At 63.1% G+C, this 14463-nt stretch carries 14 protein-coding genes; 8 read left to right on the top strand and 6 right to left on the bottom strand.

What is annotated here, in order from left to right; translation table 11 throughout:
• Positions 1–15: 15 nt before the first annotated feature.
• From BUC24_RS19890 to BUC24_RS19875, 4 genes are read left to right on the top strand one after another with little or no spacing between them, the layout of a single operon-like run.
• Positions 16–588 (top strand): hypothetical protein, encoded by a 573-nt coding sequence (locus BUC24_RS19890; RefSeq protein WP_073220772.1) that lies wholly within the window; start codon positions 16–18, stop codon positions 586–588.
• Between the two features lie 9 nt (positions 589–597).
• The gene (locus tag BUC24_RS19885) at positions 598–873 is read left to right on the top strand and encodes an HPr-rel-A system PqqD family peptide chaperone (protein ID WP_073220769.1); all 276 of its coding nucleotides are present in this window, start codon (positions 598–600) and stop codon (positions 871–873) included.
• Positions 867–1784, top strand: coding sequence for an HprK-related kinase A (locus tag BUC24_RS19880; RefSeq protein ID WP_073220765.1), 918 nt, complete (start codon positions 867–869; stop codon positions 1782–1784). Before BUC24_RS19885 ends, BUC24_RS19880 begins: the two co-directional genes overlap by 7 nt.
• Positions 1785–1792: 8 nt before the next feature.
• The gene (locus BUC24_RS19875; RefSeq protein WP_218606524.1) at positions 1793–2878 is read left to right on the top strand and encodes a nucleotidyltransferase domain-containing protein; all 1086 of its coding nucleotides are present in this window, start codon (positions 1793–1795) and stop codon (positions 2876–2878) included.
• Between the two features lie 53 nt (positions 2879–2931).
• Here BUC24_RS19875 and BUC24_RS19870 read toward each other — a convergent pair whose 3' ends face one another.
• Positions 2932–3813: a PEP-CTERM sorting domain-containing protein gene (locus BUC24_RS19870; protein ID WP_073220761.1), complete on the bottom strand. Its 882-nt coding sequence runs from the start codon at positions 3811–3813 to the stop codon at positions 2932–2934.
• Between the two features lie 471 nt (positions 3814–4284).
• Between BUC24_RS19870 and BUC24_RS19865 the strand changes: the two genes are divergently transcribed.
• A complete protein-coding gene (locus tag BUC24_RS19865) occupies positions 4285–5115 on the top strand; it encodes a ThiF family adenylyltransferase (protein WP_073220757.1) in 831 nt (276 codons plus the stop codon).
• Here BUC24_RS19865 and BUC24_RS19860 read toward each other — a convergent pair.
• The 3 genes from BUC24_RS19860 to prsT form a co-directional block, all read right to left on the bottom strand.
• A complete protein-coding gene (locus BUC24_RS19860; protein WP_073220754.1) occupies positions 5095–5955 on the bottom strand; it encodes a PEP-CTERM/exosortase system-associated acyltransferase in 861 nt (286 codons plus the stop codon). The genes BUC24_RS19865 and BUC24_RS19860 overlap by 21 nt on opposite strands.
• Before the next feature lie 27 nt (positions 5956–5982).
• Positions 5983–6801: a PEP-CTERM/exosortase system-associated acyltransferase gene (locus tag BUC24_RS19855; protein WP_073220751.1), complete on the bottom strand. Its 819-nt coding sequence runs from the start codon at positions 6799–6801 to the stop codon at positions 5983–5985.
• Positions 6802–6991: 190 nt separating this feature from the next.
• A complete protein-coding gene (prsT, locus tag BUC24_RS19850; protein ID WP_073220748.1) occupies positions 6992–9772 on the bottom strand; it encodes an XrtA/PEP-CTERM system TPR-repeat protein PrsT in 2781 nt (926 codons plus the stop codon).
• Between the two features lie 271 nt (positions 9773–10043).
• Here prsT and BUC24_RS19845 point away from each other — a divergent pair, with 271 nt between their 5' ends.
• A complete protein-coding gene (locus BUC24_RS19845; RefSeq protein ID WP_083599043.1) occupies positions 10044–11072 on the top strand; it encodes an SRPBCC family protein in 1029 nt (342 codons plus the stop codon).
• The gene (locus tag BUC24_RS19840; RefSeq protein ID WP_073220745.1) at positions 11069–12250 is read left to right on the top strand and encodes a zinc-dependent alcohol dehydrogenase; all 1182 of its coding nucleotides are present in this window, start codon (positions 11069–11071) and stop codon (positions 12248–12250) included. Before BUC24_RS19845 ends, BUC24_RS19840 begins: the two co-directional genes overlap by 4 nt.
• Before the next feature lie 13 nt (positions 12251–12263).
• On the opposite strand, the gene gcvA is transcribed toward BUC24_RS19840, so the two are convergent.
• Entirely contained in the window at positions 12264–13163 is a 900-nt protein-coding gene (gcvA, locus tag BUC24_RS19835) for a transcriptional regulator GcvA (RefSeq protein ID WP_073220742.1), read from the bottom strand.
• 135 nt (positions 13164–13298) lie between these two features.
• Here gcvA and BUC24_RS19830 point away from each other — a divergent pair, with 135 nt between their 5' ends.
• Positions 13299–14117, top strand: a complete 819-nt coding sequence (locus BUC24_RS19830) for a hypothetical protein (RefSeq protein WP_073220739.1) — start codon at positions 13299–13301, stop codon at positions 14115–14117.
• A gap of 2 nt (positions 14118–14119) precedes the next feature.
• On the opposite strand, the gene BUC24_RS19825 is transcribed toward BUC24_RS19830, so the two are convergent.
• Positions 14120–14425, bottom strand: a complete 306-nt coding sequence (locus BUC24_RS19825; RefSeq protein ID WP_073220735.1) for a hypothetical protein — start codon at positions 14423–14425, stop codon at positions 14120–14122.
• Positions 14426–14463: the final 38 nt, after the last annotated feature.

The following is a 14463-nucleotide window of genomic DNA, read 5'->3' as shown; positions in this document are numbered from 1 at the left end:
TTAGGAACCAGCGCCATGGTTAACCAAGAACATCAAGACGGAAATGCCGTCGCCCCCGCGGCGCCAGCAGCGATTCCGCCATTGTCGCCTGCGGGCGCTTCCCGCCGCCGTCTGGCCGGACTGGGCGTATCCGGTGTGGTCATGACCGTGGCCAGTAACCATGCCATGGCTGCCCTGGTGTGCAAGTCGCCGTCGGGCGCCTTGTCGGGCGACTTGAACAGCCAGCGTCCGAACGTGGTTTGCAACGGCGTTTCGCCAGGCTACTGGAAGAACCATCCGAGCGCCTGGCCAGCCCAGGTCAAGACCAGCGACAAGTTTTCCCAGCATTTCTATTGTTCCGGCCCGCTCAGCACCATCAGCTGCATGCAAATTCTGAACAAGCAAAAAGCCGACAAAAACAATGTGGCCATGCACATTCTGGCCACCTACCTGAACGTGCTGTCGGGCCGCATCACCTTCCTCACGCCGCAAGCCGTGCTCGATATCTGGGCCCAGTACAACACCTACGGCACCTACACGCCGGCCGGGGCCAAAAAGGCATGGAGCGGCAGCCAGCTGGTCGACTACCTGTCTGCCACCATGTCCTGAGCGCTGGGCATGTGGCGGCTGATGCCGGGCCAGGCCTTGCGCTTCCGGCAGTTCGACGACCAGGTCGTCGTGTACAACGATCTTTCTGGCGACACCCATCTGCTGGGCGACAGCGCGGCCCATCTGCTCAGCTTGCTGCAGCAGGGGCCGGCGCCCGCTGCCCGTCTGCTGGACGCGCTCGCCGCTGCCCATGACAGCGCACGCGACGCCGCCTTTGACGAGCAGGCCGGCGCCGTACTGGACCAGCTGGCCGCGCTGTTTTTGATTGAACTCCTCCCATGCTGACCGTTGGCGCGCTCGACCCGGCCACCTTGCGCGCCCGCCTGGCCGGCCCTGGCATCTGCCTGCGCACCGGCGCCTTTGTGACGCGCCTGCGCTCGGACATCGGCCACGTGGCCGATGGCATTGGCCTGCTGTACGGCGCCTATCCGCTGCTGGCAGATGCGCCGTTCACGGATTTTCAGGTCAACATGATGCATTCGACCGGGCTGCGCCGCTTTGCCGGGCGCCAGGTCCTGTTTGACCACGATGGCCATACACCGTTCAAACCCTTGCCGGTCGACCAGGCCTTTCCCATGTTTGAATGGGCCATGAACTGGTGCGTGTCGAGCCGGGCCCACGATTACCTGATCATCCATGCCGCCGTGGTGGAGCGGGGCGGCCACGCCGCCATCCTGCCGGCCCCGCCTGGCTCGGGCAAAAGCACCTTGTGCGCCGCGCTGGTCAGCCGCGGCTGGCGTTTGCTGTCGGACGAACTGACCATGGTGCGCCTGTCCGACGGCCTGATCGAACCGCTGCCGCGCCCCATCAGTCTGAAAAACGCCTCGATCGAAGTGATCCGCGGCTATGCGCCCGATGCCGTGTTTAGCCGTCCGGTGGCCGATACCAACAAGGGCACGGTGGCCCATGTCCGGGCGCCGGCCGAAAGCGTGGCGCGCGCGGCCGACGCGGTGCGTGCCGCCTGGATCGTGTTCCCGCAATACGTGGCCGGTTCCGCGCCCGTGCTCACCCCCATTGCCCAGGGTCAGGCCATGATGGATGTGGCGCAGAATGCCTTCAATTACAGTCTGCTGGCCGAGCAGGGCTTTGCGGCCCTGGCCGGCTTGATCGAGGGCAGCCGCAGCTTCCGTTTCTGCTACAGTGCACTCGATGATGCGATGGCTACCTTCGCGCAGCTGGCGCCCCCGACCCCTTGACTGCACCCGTGCCTGAATCCGACACCGAGCCTTTGCTGCTGGAAGTGCTGCGCGAACCCCAGCGCATGGGCGCGCTCACGCTCAGTGAATGGGATCTCCTGCTGCGCCAGGCGCTGGCGGCAAATCTGACAGCCACCCTGCACGGGCTGGCCGAGCAATACCGCGTGCTGCACGCGGTGCCGGCCGCGCCGCGCCGCCATCTGGAGTGGGCCGCGTCGCTGCTGCGCCGCCATGGCGCCGGGGTGCAATGGGAAGTGACGCGCATCCGCGCCGCGCTGGCTCAGCTGGATGTGCCGCTGATATTGCTCAAGGGCGCTGCCTATGCGGTCAGCGGCCTGGCTGCCAGCCGTGGCCGCCTGTTTTCCGATATCGATATCCTGGTGCCAAAAGAGCGGATTGACGAAGTCGAGCCGGCCTTGATGCTGGCTGGCTGGATGTCCCACCATCACGACGCCTACGACCAGCGCTATTACCGCGTCTGGATGCACGAAATTCCCCCAATGCAGCATGTGCAGCGCGGCAGCGTGATCGATGTGCACCACGCCATCTTGCCGCTCACCGCGCGCGCCCGGCCCGATCCAGCCAAACTGCGCGCCAGCGCGCTGCCGGTGCCGGGCCAAAGCGGCGTGCTGGTACTGGCGCCGGCCGACATGGTGATTCACAGCGCCACCCATCTGTTCTACGACGGCGAGTTCGACAAGGGTTTGCGCGACTTGCTCGACTTGCATCGCCTGTTGACGGAGTTTGGCGGGCAGCCCGGCTTCTGGGAGGGCTTGGCCGCGCGCGCCTACGAACTCGAACTGGCGCGGCCCTTGTTCTATGCCTTGCGTTACACGGCCCGCCTGCTGGGCACGGCGGTGCCGGCGGCCGTCACCGCGGCGCTGGCCAAGGCCGGCCCGGTGCAGCCGCTGCGGGCCCTGATGGACGCGCTGTTCCTGCGCGCACTGCTGCCCATGCACGCCAGTTGCGCCCGTCCCGGTGATGCGGCGGCGCGCAAGGCCTTGTACATTCGCGGCAACTGGCTGCGCATGCCGCCTCTGCTGCTGGCGCGCCACCTGTTCCACAAAGCCTTTATTTCTCCGCCCAAGACGTAAAAAAAGCCGCCGGGTTTGCACCCGGCGGCTTTTCAATCTGACGCTAGCGGGAATTACTTCGCGCTTTTGCGACGACGCAGACCTGCCAGACCAACCAGGCCCAGGCCGAACAGGGCCAGCGATGCTGGCTCAGGAACAGCGCGTGCGGTCAGGATCGGATCGTTGATCAGACCAGCGAAGCAGATGCCTGCCAGGGCTTGTGCCTGGGTGCAGTTCGGGTTGTTGTCAGCGCCGAAGTTAGGACGCAGCGTGAAGTTGCCGCTCATGTCGTGGCCGCCAGCGCGGGTGTTGGTATCCCAGTGGATCGCATCGGTACCGCCGACAACGTCCAGGAAGAAGCGGCCGCTGCCCGAAGCTGGCAGGGTTTGTGCGTTCACGTCCTGCACCATGGTCGCCAGCGACTCGTCGATACCGACGGTTTCTGGACGGTCAACCGACTGGATGCCTTGGCCGAAGGTCAGCTTCAGGAAAGCTGGGCCCAGACCAGCGAAGGCCGAGTACGAATCGAAGCCGGTGCGGTCGCCTGGATTGGCGTTCTTGAACTGGTCAATTGCCTTGATCTTGGTTGGCGAGTAGTACAGATCCAGGTGGATCTTGCCGTCAGCAACGCCGCCGGTGGCGCCGATGTTGTAGATGTCGAAGCCATTGGTGTTGTTGGCGATGATCGACTGGTCAGCAATACCGTAGATCATGTAGTACAGGTAGCCGTCGGTGGCGCCTGCGGTCCACGACGAGTCGGTGTTGAACGAGCTGATCGTGCTCAGGTAGCCAACGCCCCAGGTCGATTCATTGGTGCCAGCGGTACGGTTCGACTCGGTGGTCAGACCGCCCAGTTTGATTTCCAGGGCGCCAGTGACGCTGGTGATTGGATCAGCTGCTGCGGCGAAGGAAGCCAGGCCCAGCGTTACTGCCATTGCGATTTTCTTGATATTCATATTATTACTCTCCGATTCGTTGAAGGCGCTGAGTTGTTTATGTAGCGTTCCCTCCTTGTAAGCAAACCCCGTGCCAGATGGCCTATGCAACGCGCATATTGCGCAATCTCATAGGAGGGATGGATTTTTCCCGGCATTTTCCATGGATGCTATTTTGCAATAAAGACAAGTCCTGTAAGAAAATTCGACATTGCTTTCTGTGCAGTTATCTAGAACTTGCAGTGTGTAAATAAATGCAATGAAAATGGCAAGAGGCGGCACGTTTAACTTTCCAGCTAGAATGGAAAATTGTCGTTTTCCTCTATTTAGTAAGACTATGCCTACATTCCTCTCGCATACACCGGGTAGGAGGTGTAAGAAACGCCGACAGCGGAAAGTGATGTCATGTTTGCAATCGCGCGGCGGCCCATTTTGTTCTACTATGCTCGAGCAGGCACAGCTGGCAAACCCTTCCACCAAGCGAGGACCATCATGAGCGCAGCGTTCAATTACGATACCTTTGTCACCCGCAATACTGGTTATGTTGATGCCACCACCCAGAGCAAGATCCGGGAAACCCGGCTCCTGATCGCGGGCTGCGGGCTGGGCGCCTCGACTGCCATTGCCGCCACGCGCATGGGGTTCCAGCATTTTGTACTGATTGACGGTGACACGGTCGATGCCCACAATCTGAACCGCCAGTTCTACGATTTCGACGATATCGGCACGCCCAAGGTCCAGGCCCTGAAGAAGCACATCTTGCGCATCAATCCGCAAGCCCAGGTCGAGGCGGTGCAAGCCAATCTCGATCAAACCAATGCGGTGGCCCTGGTGACCCAGGTGGACATTATTTTCGACACCATCGATTTTCTGGATCTGGAAGCGATTCTTGCCCTGCACACCACGGCCCAGGCCCAGGGCAAGGGGGTGTTTACGGCGCTGTCGATCGGCTTTGGCGCGGGCGTGCTGTATTTCCCGGCCGACTCCAAGGCCTCGCTGGCGCAGATCATTCAGAACGATATTGCGCTGGCCAGCAGCGAGGGCGATGCCAGTTATGCGGCCGTGTTCGGCAAGATCATGGGCCGCATTGGCGCCCACCTCGACCGCCAGGTGGTCGAGCAGGTGGCCAAGGCGCTGACCATCATGGAAGATGGGCGGCCCTGCCCGGCCTCGCAAATTTCGGTGGGCAGCTTCACGGTGGCGGCGCTGGCCGTGTCGATGATGCACGACTTACTGGCTGGCATGCCGGTGCCGGCCTCGCCGCAGATGGTGGCGCACAGTTTCCGCAACCACGTCACCAAATTAATCGATATCAGCAAGTAAGCCCTTGGGCGCGCCCGTCCTGACCCGCACGTGTTTGCTGCGCGGCTTGGCAAACACCAGCGGCTTTTCTTCCATCCAGGCCCCGAGCGGGGGATTGCTGGCGGCCAGCTCGGGCGCCAGCGCGCCCAGGTCCAGCAGATAAGGCGTCACTTCGCCGTAGTAATCCGAGACCGGGCCAATGGCGCGGAAGCGGAATCCCATCTTTTCCAGCGAATAGGCGAGCGAACGCTCCATCGCGGCAAACCAGTAGCGGATCCCCTTGGCGCGGCTGTGCCGGTACATCTCGCGGTACATCCCCAGCAGCAGCATCGGCGAATTGCTGCTGCGCCGTTCCAGGTCCGGGTTGAGGACCAGCGGCTGCGCGCGCAGCGGCGAAAAGCCGGGAATGCCGAGCACGCTGTCGGCACGCCGGCGGCGGTGCGTGCGCTTGACCGCCAGGCGCGAAATCTCGCCGCACTGGTGGTGCGTGGGCATGCGGAAATCCGGGAAGGTGGTGCAGTGGAGCTGGAACGGAAACGGCTGCAGCGGACGGGGCGTGACAAGACGCACTGTCCCGATCAGTGTCTCATCCATCGTGAACGCGGCGAAATGGGTCGAACGATCATCGAAGTCGTCGAACTCCATGCCATCGACCGCATCGTCGGCATTCAGAAAGGCCCGTTCGATGCAATACACGTCATAGCGCAGCTTGAACAATTCATGCGGCACTTCGCCTGGTTTCTGCCCCTGGTAGGAGCGGAAAATCTGGCGGTTGACGTGGTCAACAGTTTCTTCATGAGAGCCGAATTCGGCTCGGGACAAAAACGCTTTGTAGTCAAGGGCGGGAAATACGTATTCCATTCATACACTCTTCGTCCAATGCGCACCTTACTGTTTGCGTTTGGTGCGCTTGACGAGCACGTTGCCGGCCAGGGTACGAATCATTACCCAGATCGGAATCGGCTCATCGTTGAACCACGCGGCCAGGAATTTATTGTCCTTCTGGAGTCGATCGTTCAGATCGTTGAGGTCCACCATGTGCGGCGTGACCGGTCCGTAATAATCAACCTGCGGACCAATCGGCAGAAACTTGAACCCCATCTTCTCGAGCGAACGCGCCAGTGACCGCTCCATCGCCGCGTACCAGAATCGAATTCCGTTGGCGCGGCTGTGGCGGTACATTTCCCGGTACATACCCAGCAATAACAGCGGACTGTTGCCGCGCTTATCGTGCGACGCCGCTGGCGGTTTGATGCTGGCTGTGGTGCCTTTTTCCACAAAGTCTTTGGAGATGCCTTCCATCGAATCGCCGCGGCGGCGGCGGAAGGTTTTCCTGACGACCAGGCGGGAAATTTCCCCCGCCTGGGCATGGGCTGGAAACGTGAAGTCGTCGAATACTTTGCAATGCCCCTGGAAGGGATAATCCTGGCCTTCCGGTGGCATCACCAGCCGCACTGTGCCGACGATGTTGCGGTCGAGCGTGTACGCGGCAAAGTGAATCGAGCAATCGTCGAACTCGTCGGTTTCCAGACCTTCGTCGAAATCCTTCGCTTCCAGATAGGCACATTCGAGGCAGTACACCTCGTAACGCAGACGATAGATTTCCTTCAGAATGAAGGACTCCATATTTCCGCGCAGTACCTTGCTGAAATCGAAGTAGGGGATGAGGATGTCACGCTTGCCGAACAGCCTGTCAAATAACAGCATGATGTTATTCCAGTGCGCAAGTTTAAGGGCGGGCTATTGTTCTTGTTCGTATCCAACCACGTAGCATTTTGCAAAGAATAACCTACTTCCTTGCGAAAAGCACGGCGCACGAACTCAGCCGTAAAACTGGTGCATCAATGGAATCTCATCACCCGCGCAGCTTGCACCGCGCGGCGTGACCAGCGCTGTCCTACAGTTGTTTCAAGAGGGCGCGCGCGTCATCGGCCAGCGGGAAATCCTTGCCGCTAGCCAATGCTTTTTCGACTTCCTTGCGTGCCTTCGCCTTGTCCCCTGCTTTGTGTAAACCAAATGCCAGATGGTAACGAAGATCGTTCGCATCTGGCGCACGGGACAATGCTTGTTCCAAAACAGGAATGGCGCGCTTGGTGTCGCCCTGTTCAATCAGGATCCAGGCCAGGGTGTCGGCCACAGCCGGATTTTGCGGTGCCAGCTTGAAGGCTTTTTCAGCGGTGGCCAGGGCACGCGCGTCTTTATCTTGCTGGTAAGCAAAGGCGAGATTGTTGAGCGCGACCACATTGTCCGGATAGCGCTTGAGGATGGTTTCGAACTGGGCAATGGCTGACTTGAACTGCTTGGCCGACATCATTGATTCAGCCGAGTACATCGCGGCCAAGGGCTCACCCGGGTTGTCCTTCAAGAATGCAGCGAGGCGCGCATCGGCTTCCCGGTTCTTGCCCAGCATGCGCTGGGTGGCGGCCAGCTTGACCAGCAGCTGGGCCGACTTGCCCAGGTTGTACGCTTGTTCGTAGGCGCGCGCTGCCGGTTCCGGCTTTTTCTGGGACAGCAGGATGTCGCCTTCAATCAGGAACGCCACTGGCGAGTTCGGATTGTCCTTCTGCAGTTTGCGGGCCGCGCTCAGGGCATCATCGCTTTTCCCTTTGCGCAACATCTGATCGATCTCGGCCAACCGTGCCTGCACGCTGTTCGGTTCCAGCGCCAGCGCGTGCTTGATGGATTCGGCAGCGGCGGTTTCGTTCTTGAGCAGGGTTTGCACCGAGGCCAGACGCAGATGGGCCTTGGCCGACTTCGGCACAATGGCCACCAGCTTGCTGTACGACTCCAGGGCGCCGGTGGCATCGTTGTTGGCGATCTGGGCCTGGCCCAGGTGATCAATCAGGTCCGGGTTGGTCGGATTGGCCGTCTGCAGCTTGCGCACCAGGGTCAGCGCCTTGGCCTTCTCGCCGGTCTTCAGGTATTGGGTGGACAGGCGCATGGCCGCTTCCGGCACCTCCGGATTTTCATTGCTGGCGCGTTCGAGCCAGGTGGTGGCCTCGGCCTTCTGACCTTGCATCATGGCCAGTTCAGCCAGCGCCGTCATGGCGCCAATATGTTTTTTGTCGAGCGTGAGGAAGGCTTCCAGGCGCTTTTTGGCATCGGCCGGCTTTTGCTCGCTCAGGTCAAGCTGGGCCAGGTTGGCCACCGACGGGAAGTAGTTCGGCTGCAGCTGGGCCGACTTCATGAAGGCGGCGCGGGCCGAGGCCGTATCGCTCTTGGCCAGGTACACCCCGCCTTTCAGGTTTTGCACGATGGCGTTGTCGGGCTGCTGCTGTTCCAGCGCCTGCACTGCCTTGAGCGCCTTGTCGTATTGCTTCAGACCAAGCGCGGTGCGGACCAGCGCAATGCCGGCCTGCTGCGACTTCGGATCAAGCGCGGCCGCCTGTTCCATGTCGGCCAGGCCCTGTTCCTTGTCGCCCTGGCCCACTTTGCTCAAACCCAGCGAGGTGCGCAGCGCCGCCGACTTGGGCGACAGTCCGGAGGCCTTTTCAAAATATTCGGCGGCCTTGTCGTAGTCGCGCGCCTGCATGAACGATTCGCCGGCCAGCGCCAGCAGCTGGGCGTCTTCGGACGGGTCCTTGAGCGCGGGCGCCAAGGTGGCAGCGGCTTCGCTTGGATGGGCGGCGCGCAACTGGGCCGTGGCCAGCAGTTTGCGCGCATACAGGGTGTTGGGGTATTTTTCCAGGTACTTCTTGAGGTTCTGTTCTGCCTGTTCCAGCTGGCCCAGGTTCAGATGGATGGCGCCGGCCAGCAAGATGCTGGGCATGTGTTCCGGGGCGCCGCGCAAGACTTTCTGCACCGATTCCATTGCCACTTCATTTTTGCCCTGGGTGAAGTCGAGCAGCGCCTGGGTGTAGGTCACGATCAGGCTGCCGGGGTTGGCCTTGCGCGCCACCTCGACGTCGGCCTTGGCGGCATCGAACTTGCCCATGCCGATTTCCAGGTACGCCTTTTCAATGTGGGCGCTGCGGTGATCGGGCTTGATCGCCAGCACCTTGTCGTAGGCGGCCAGGGCCACGTCCGGCTTGCCCATGCGGCCGGCCAGCATGCCTTGGTACATCCAGACGTCCGGATTCTTGGGGTCTTTCTGGGTCGCTTCTTCGGCCAGACGCTGGCCGCCTTCCATGTCATTGTTGGCAAACGCCAGTCCGGCCTTGCCCAGCAGGGCCGCGCCACTGTTGGGCTGGGCCGCGAGCACCTTGTCGAAGCTGGCCAGGGCCAGGTCTTTCTGTTCCAGCGCCAGGTAAGCATTGCCGCGCGACACCAGCAGGGTCGGATCGGCGCTGGCGACGCCGGCTTCGGTTTCTTCAATCACTTTCTTGTACTGGCCCTGGGCCAGCAGTGCCTGGGCCAGGCCTGGCAAGTGCTGGGCCGGGGTGGCCCCCAGCGTGCCCGCCTTGCGGAATTCTTTCTCGGCCGATACGGCGTCGCCGGTATCGATGTACAGCTGCGCCAGCGCCAGGCGGATCGCAGCGTCTTCCGGGCTCTTGGCCGCAGCGTTCTTGAGCTGGATCAGGGCCGATTTGTTGTCGCCTTTTTGCTGATACGCCTTCGCTTCGGCCACCAGCGTGTCGGCCGACTGCGAGCGGTTGCAGCCGCTGATGCCCGCGCCCAGCAAAATGGCGCCGGATACCACGGCGGCGGTGAGGGTCAGCTTGTGTGCGTTGCGCGGCATGTCGTAGTCCTTGTGATGTCGTCTCTGAAAATGGGCGCGCCCGAAGGCCGCCGCCAAGCTAGCATAGTGACATGAATGCTGGCTAAAAAGCAACATTATTGATGACGTGCGCGTACGCCAGCGCCTGCCCGTCGTATTTGTGCCGCAAGCTGATTTCGTTTGTGCGCGCGCAAAGTGGCGGCGCTCGGATCGTGAATATTGCGTCTTGACGGGAACATGCGGCCTGCCGCAGGGACTAAATTGCATCCCTATTTTGTGTGCAGGAGGTGTGATGAACCAAGCTGGCGAACATCTGGCGGCCCGGCAAGTCCGGCCCGGCCCCTGGCACGCGGCCGATGCCGCCCCCCCGGCAACTGAAGCAGCCGGTCCTTCCACGCAGGCGCCGCGGCCGGGCCGCGCGGCACCGCGCGAGCAGCAGCTAGGCCTGGCGCTGGGCTGGATCAGCGTCGGCCTCGGCGTGGCCAGCCTGCTGGCACCGCGCGCCGTGGCACGCACGGCCGGCTTGCCCGAGTGGCCGCTGCTCATGCGTGCTCTGGGCCTGCGCGAAATCGCCAGCGGCGTGGGCTTGCTGCGCCAGCCCGACAATCAAGCATGGCGCTGGGTGCGCGTGGCGGGCGACGCCATGGACCTGAGCCTGCTGGGCGTGGCGGCCTTGCACCCGGCCAGCGACCGGCGCCGTCTGGTCTCCACCACGCTGGCGCTGGGCGCCTTGTCCGCGCTCGATCTGCGCGCCGGCAATCCGCCGCGGCTGACGCCTTCGCATCAGGCGTTGGCTGGCGCGGGCGGCACGCTGGAGGTGCGCGAAACCCTGCACATCAACCAGACCCCGCAGACCTGCTACGCCTTCTGGCGCGAGCTGGAGCGCCTGCCCAGCTTCATGCAGCACCTGGAATCGGTCACCGTGCTCGATGCGCGCCGTTCGCACTGGTGCGCGCGCGGCCCGGCCGGTACCCGGGTCGAGTGGGAAGCCGACATCACCCAGGACGAGCCGGGCGCCTTGCTGGCCTGGCAGTCGGTGCCAGGTGCCGACGTCGACAATGCAGGCACAGTCCGCTTTGACGCGGGGCCGGGCGGGCAGGGCACCCTGCTCGCGGTCGACCTGCGCTACCGGCCCCCCGCAGGGCGCGCCGGTGCGCTGATTGCACGCCTGTTCGGCGAAGAGCCGCTGGTGCAGGTGCGCGCGGATCTGCGCCGCTTCAAGCAACTCATTGAAACCGGCGAAATCGCCACCACCAAAGGCCAGCCGGAAGGCAAGCGTACCTTCAAGGCCAGCCTGTTTCGCAAAGGAGTCGAACCATGAGAGCGGCAGTCTGGCATGGCGCCAGGGATGTGCGGGTCGACCAGGTGCCCGACCCCACCATTCTCAATCCCGGTGACGCCATCGTACGCATTACCTCCACCGCCATCTGCGGCTCCGATCTGCACCTGTATAACGGCTTTGTGCCCACCATGGAGCAGGGCGACATTCTGGGTCACGAATTCATGGGCGAGGTGGTGGAAACAGGGGCCGGCGTCAAGCGCCTCAAGGTGGGCGACCGGGTCGTGGTCCCGTTCCCCATTGCATGCGGGCGCTGCTTCTTCTGCGAGCAGAAGCTGTTTTCCGTGTGCGAAAACTCCAACCCCAACGCCCATCTGGCCGAAGCCATGTGGGGCCACAGCACGGGCGGCATTTTTGGCTATTCGCACCTGACCGGCGGCTACGCGGGCGGGCAGGCCGAGTACGCGCGTGTGCCGTACGCCGATGTGGGCCCGCTGGTGGTGCCGCCCGATCTGCCGGACGACAAAGTCTTGTTCCTGTCCGATATTCTGCCCACCGGCTACATGGCGGCCGAAGCCTGCGACATCCAGCCCGGCGCCACCGTGGCCGTGTGGGGCTGCGGTCCGGTGGGCCAGTTCGCCATCCAGAGCGCCTTCCTGCTGGGCGCTGAACGGGTCATCGCGATCGACCATTACCCCGAGCGGCTGGCGCTGGCGGCCCGACTCACGCGGGCCGAGCCGCTCAACTTCGACCAGGTCGATGTACCCGACGCCCTGCGCTACATGACGGGCGGACGCGGCCCCGATGCCTGCATCGATGCCGTTGGCATGGAAGCGCATGGCGCTGGCGTGGCTTACGCCTACGACCGCATCAAGCAAGCCATGCGGCTTGAATCCGACCGGCCGACAGCCCTGCGCCAAGCGATGATGAGCTGCCGCAATGGCGGGGTCGTGTCAGTACCCGGCGTGTATGGCGGCTTCAGCGACAAGATCCCGTTCGGCTCCGTGATGAACCGCTCGCTCACCATCCGCACGGGGCAGTGCCATGTGCAGCGCTACATGCAGCCGCTGCTGGAGCGCGTGGTGGCAGGCGAGATCGATCCGGCCGCCATCATCAGCCACCACATGGCGCTGGACGAGGCGGCGCACGCCTACGAAATCTTCAAGCACAAGCAGGAAGATTGCATCAAGGTGGTCCTCAAGCCCCAGCAACTGCACTAGGCGGGGGCGGCGCTCAGGTCCTGGCTTGCTGCAGCAGCCAGGCGGTCAGGGCCTTGATTTTTTCATCCTGCAGGTTCTGGCGCGGGCACACAATCCAGAACGACCAGGGATTGGCCATCTCCAGCGCCAGTGGCTTGACCAGGCGCCCATCGGCCAGGTCGCGTTCGACCAGCGGGGCTGGCGCCAGCGTGACCCCATGGCCAGCCTGGGCCGCTTCCAGTGCCATGTAGGTGCTGGTAAACAGGGGGCCGGCCGTGGCGTCGACGCCCTCCACGCCATGGGCAGCGAGCCACTCTTCCCACTCGGGCGGGCGCACGCGCCGCGCTGCCGTGGTGTTGTGGATCAGGTTATGGCGGCGCAGGTCGGCAGGCTGGCGTAGACGGGTACGTTGCAGCAGGGCAGGGCTGCACACCGGCACGATGGTCGCGCCCATCCAGCGCCGCGCATGCAAGCCCGGGTACTTGCCGGGGCCGTAGCGCAAGGCCATGTCGATATTGCTGCTCTTGAAGTCGACCAGCTTGTCTTCCACATCGATCAGCACGCGCCACTGCGGGTAGAGCGCCTCGAACTCGCCCAGCCGCGGCGCCAGCCACTTGCCGGCCAGCGAAGGCATGGCACTGATCACGATGGTGCTGCGCGCCGCGCGCCGGCGCGGATCAAGCGCCTGATCCAGGCTGGCGAACAGGGTGTGCAGGGTCGCTGCCAGCGCTGCCCCCTCGGCCGTCAGCTGCACCGCGCGGTTGAGCCGCACGAACAGCGCCTGCCCCAGGTATTGCTCCAGTTTTTTTACCTGATGGCTGATGGCGGTGGGCGTCACATTGAGCTCGTCGGCCGCTTTCAGAAAGCTGGCGTGGCGGGCCGCTGCCTCGAAGCTGCGGGCGGCAATCAGGGGCGGGTTGGGACGGGCGGCCATGGTAAAGGTCGGGTCGGAATGGAATGCAAGCAGTCTATCAGATTAGTTTCATTCATCTGAAGCGGAGAAGCTTTCGTTTGTCGGCGCACTGGCCACTTCCTAAGATGGCTGCATACCCACTCACGAAAGCCCATCATGCGCATCGACTATCTTAGTGCCGACATCCTGCTGTTTCGTGGCGACAGCCTGGCCGCCCTGGCCACCGCGTTCATCGATGGCGAGCGTGTGTTGCTGGTCGATGCGCTGGCCAGCCAGTACGACGCCATCGATTTGCGCGACTATCTGGAAGGCACGCTAGGCAAGCAGGTCACCACGATTGTCCTGACTGACGCACGTGGCGCGCATGCCGCCGCCGCGGCGCTGTTTCCCGATGCCCAGCTGGTGCACCCGCACCACGCACCCGCCCAACTGCAATGGGGCCGCCATACCCTGGCGCTGCAGCAACGCGATGACGGCTTGTATGTGGACGTGCCAAGCGCGGATCTGCAATTTGTCGGTGACAGTATTGTGGGCAATATCGCGGTACTGGGCCCCTTATCGCCCGAGCAGGCCGACGACAAGCTGGTTCGTTTGCTCGACCAGGGCCGCACCCGCATCGTGCCGCGCCACACAGCCGCCGTGTGTAACCGGGCCCTGGGCAATGCGCGCGCCTACTTGTCCCGTCTGGGCGCGCGCGTCAGCGACTTGCGCACCCGCTTGCCCGATAGCGAAGCCGCTGCAGCCATCGCGCGCCTGCCGCTCGACGAGTTGCTGGGCAAGGGTGACTTTGCCACCCCGCTTGAACGTCACTGGCACGCCGACAACTTGCGCCGCATCGCGGAACGCGGTCTGTTTGCAGCCGCTCCGCGCCAGAATATCGCCGCTGCCGCGCGCCGCCGCGCCCAGACTTGCTGCGAGACGGTTGGCACGGTGCTGTTGGCCATGCTGGGTCGCCTGGCCGAGCGGGGCATCTGAGTTCAGCCGGGCTTGCGCAGCCGGCTGAGCAGTTCTTCGACGCTGTCGCTGACCGGCAAGCCATGGCGGCGCAGCAGTTGCAGATGCAGCACCAGGTTTTCCAGCACCAGCTTGGCCGACACGGCCAGCAGTGTCATGAGACGGTCCTCGGTGCTGAAGTTTTCCATGGCGGCTGCCATGTCGCACAGGTGGGATGCAACCAGCTGGCGCAATTCGGCTTCGCCAAAGGGCAGGTCGGCAAAGTCGATCGGGTCTTCCAACTCCACTTCCAGCATCAGCGCAGCGAGTTCGTCCGGTTTGATCGGCATGGCGCTCTTTCGATGATTGGGACGCCCCATTTTAGGCC

It is taken from the genome of Massilia sp. CF038 (assembly GCF_900129765.1).
Classification (GTDB): domain Bacteria; phylum Pseudomonadota; class Gammaproteobacteria; order Burkholderiales; family Burkholderiaceae_D; genus Telluria_A.
The sequence above is the reverse complement of the archived record's forward strand: the minus strand, read 5'-3'. Positions and strand labels throughout refer to the sequence as shown.

Excerpts from the sequence above, each read along its gene's own strand:
- BUC24_RS19890 (WP_073220772.1), top strand. The coding sequence starts at position 16 with ATGGTTAACCAAGAACATCAAGACGGAAATGCCGTCGCCCCCGCGGCG.
- BUC24_RS19845 (WP_083599043.1), top strand. The coding sequence starts at position 10,044 with ATGAACCAAGCTGGCGAACATCTGGCGGCCCGGCAAGTCCGGCCCGGC.
- BUC24_RS19840 (WP_073220745.1), top strand. The coding sequence starts at position 11,069 with ATGAGAGCGGCAGTCTGGCATGGCGCCAGGGATGTGCGGGTCGACCAG.
- BUC24_RS19880 (WP_073220765.1), top strand. The coding sequence starts at position 867 with ATGCTGACCGTTGGCGCGCTCGACCCGGCCACCTTGCGCGCCCGCCTG.
- BUC24_RS19855 (WP_073220751.1), bottom strand. The coding sequence starts at position 6,801 with ATGCTGTTATTTGACAGGCTGTTCGGCAAGCGTGACATCCTCATCCCC.
- BUC24_RS19830 (WP_073220739.1), top strand. The coding sequence starts at position 13,299 with ATGCGCATCGACTATCTTAGTGCCGACATCCTGCTGTTTCGTGGCGAC.
- gcvA (WP_073220742.1), bottom strand. The coding sequence starts at position 13,163 with ATGGCCGCCCGTCCCAACCCGCCCCTGATTGCCGCCCGCAGCTTCGAG.
- prsT (WP_073220748.1), bottom strand. The coding sequence starts at position 9,772 with ATGCCGCGCAACGCACACAAGCTGACCCTCACCGCCGCCGTGGTATCC.
- BUC24_RS19870 (WP_073220761.1), bottom strand. The coding sequence starts at position 3,813 with ATGAATATCAAGAAAATCGCAATGGCAGTAACGCTGGGCCTGGCTTCC.
- BUC24_RS19825 (WP_073220735.1), bottom strand. The coding sequence starts at position 14,425 with ATGCCGATCAAACCGGACGAACTCGCTGCGCTGATGCTGGAAGTGGAG.
- BUC24_RS19865 (WP_073220757.1), top strand. The coding sequence starts at position 4,285 with ATGAGCGCAGCGTTCAATTACGATACCTTTGTCACCCGCAATACTGGT.
- BUC24_RS19885 (WP_073220769.1), top strand. The coding sequence starts at position 598 with ATGTGGCGGCTGATGCCGGGCCAGGCCTTGCGCTTCCGGCAGTTCGAC.
- BUC24_RS19860 (WP_073220754.1), bottom strand. The coding sequence starts at position 5,955 with ATGGAATACGTATTTCCCGCCCTTGACTACAAAGCGTTTTTGTCCCGA.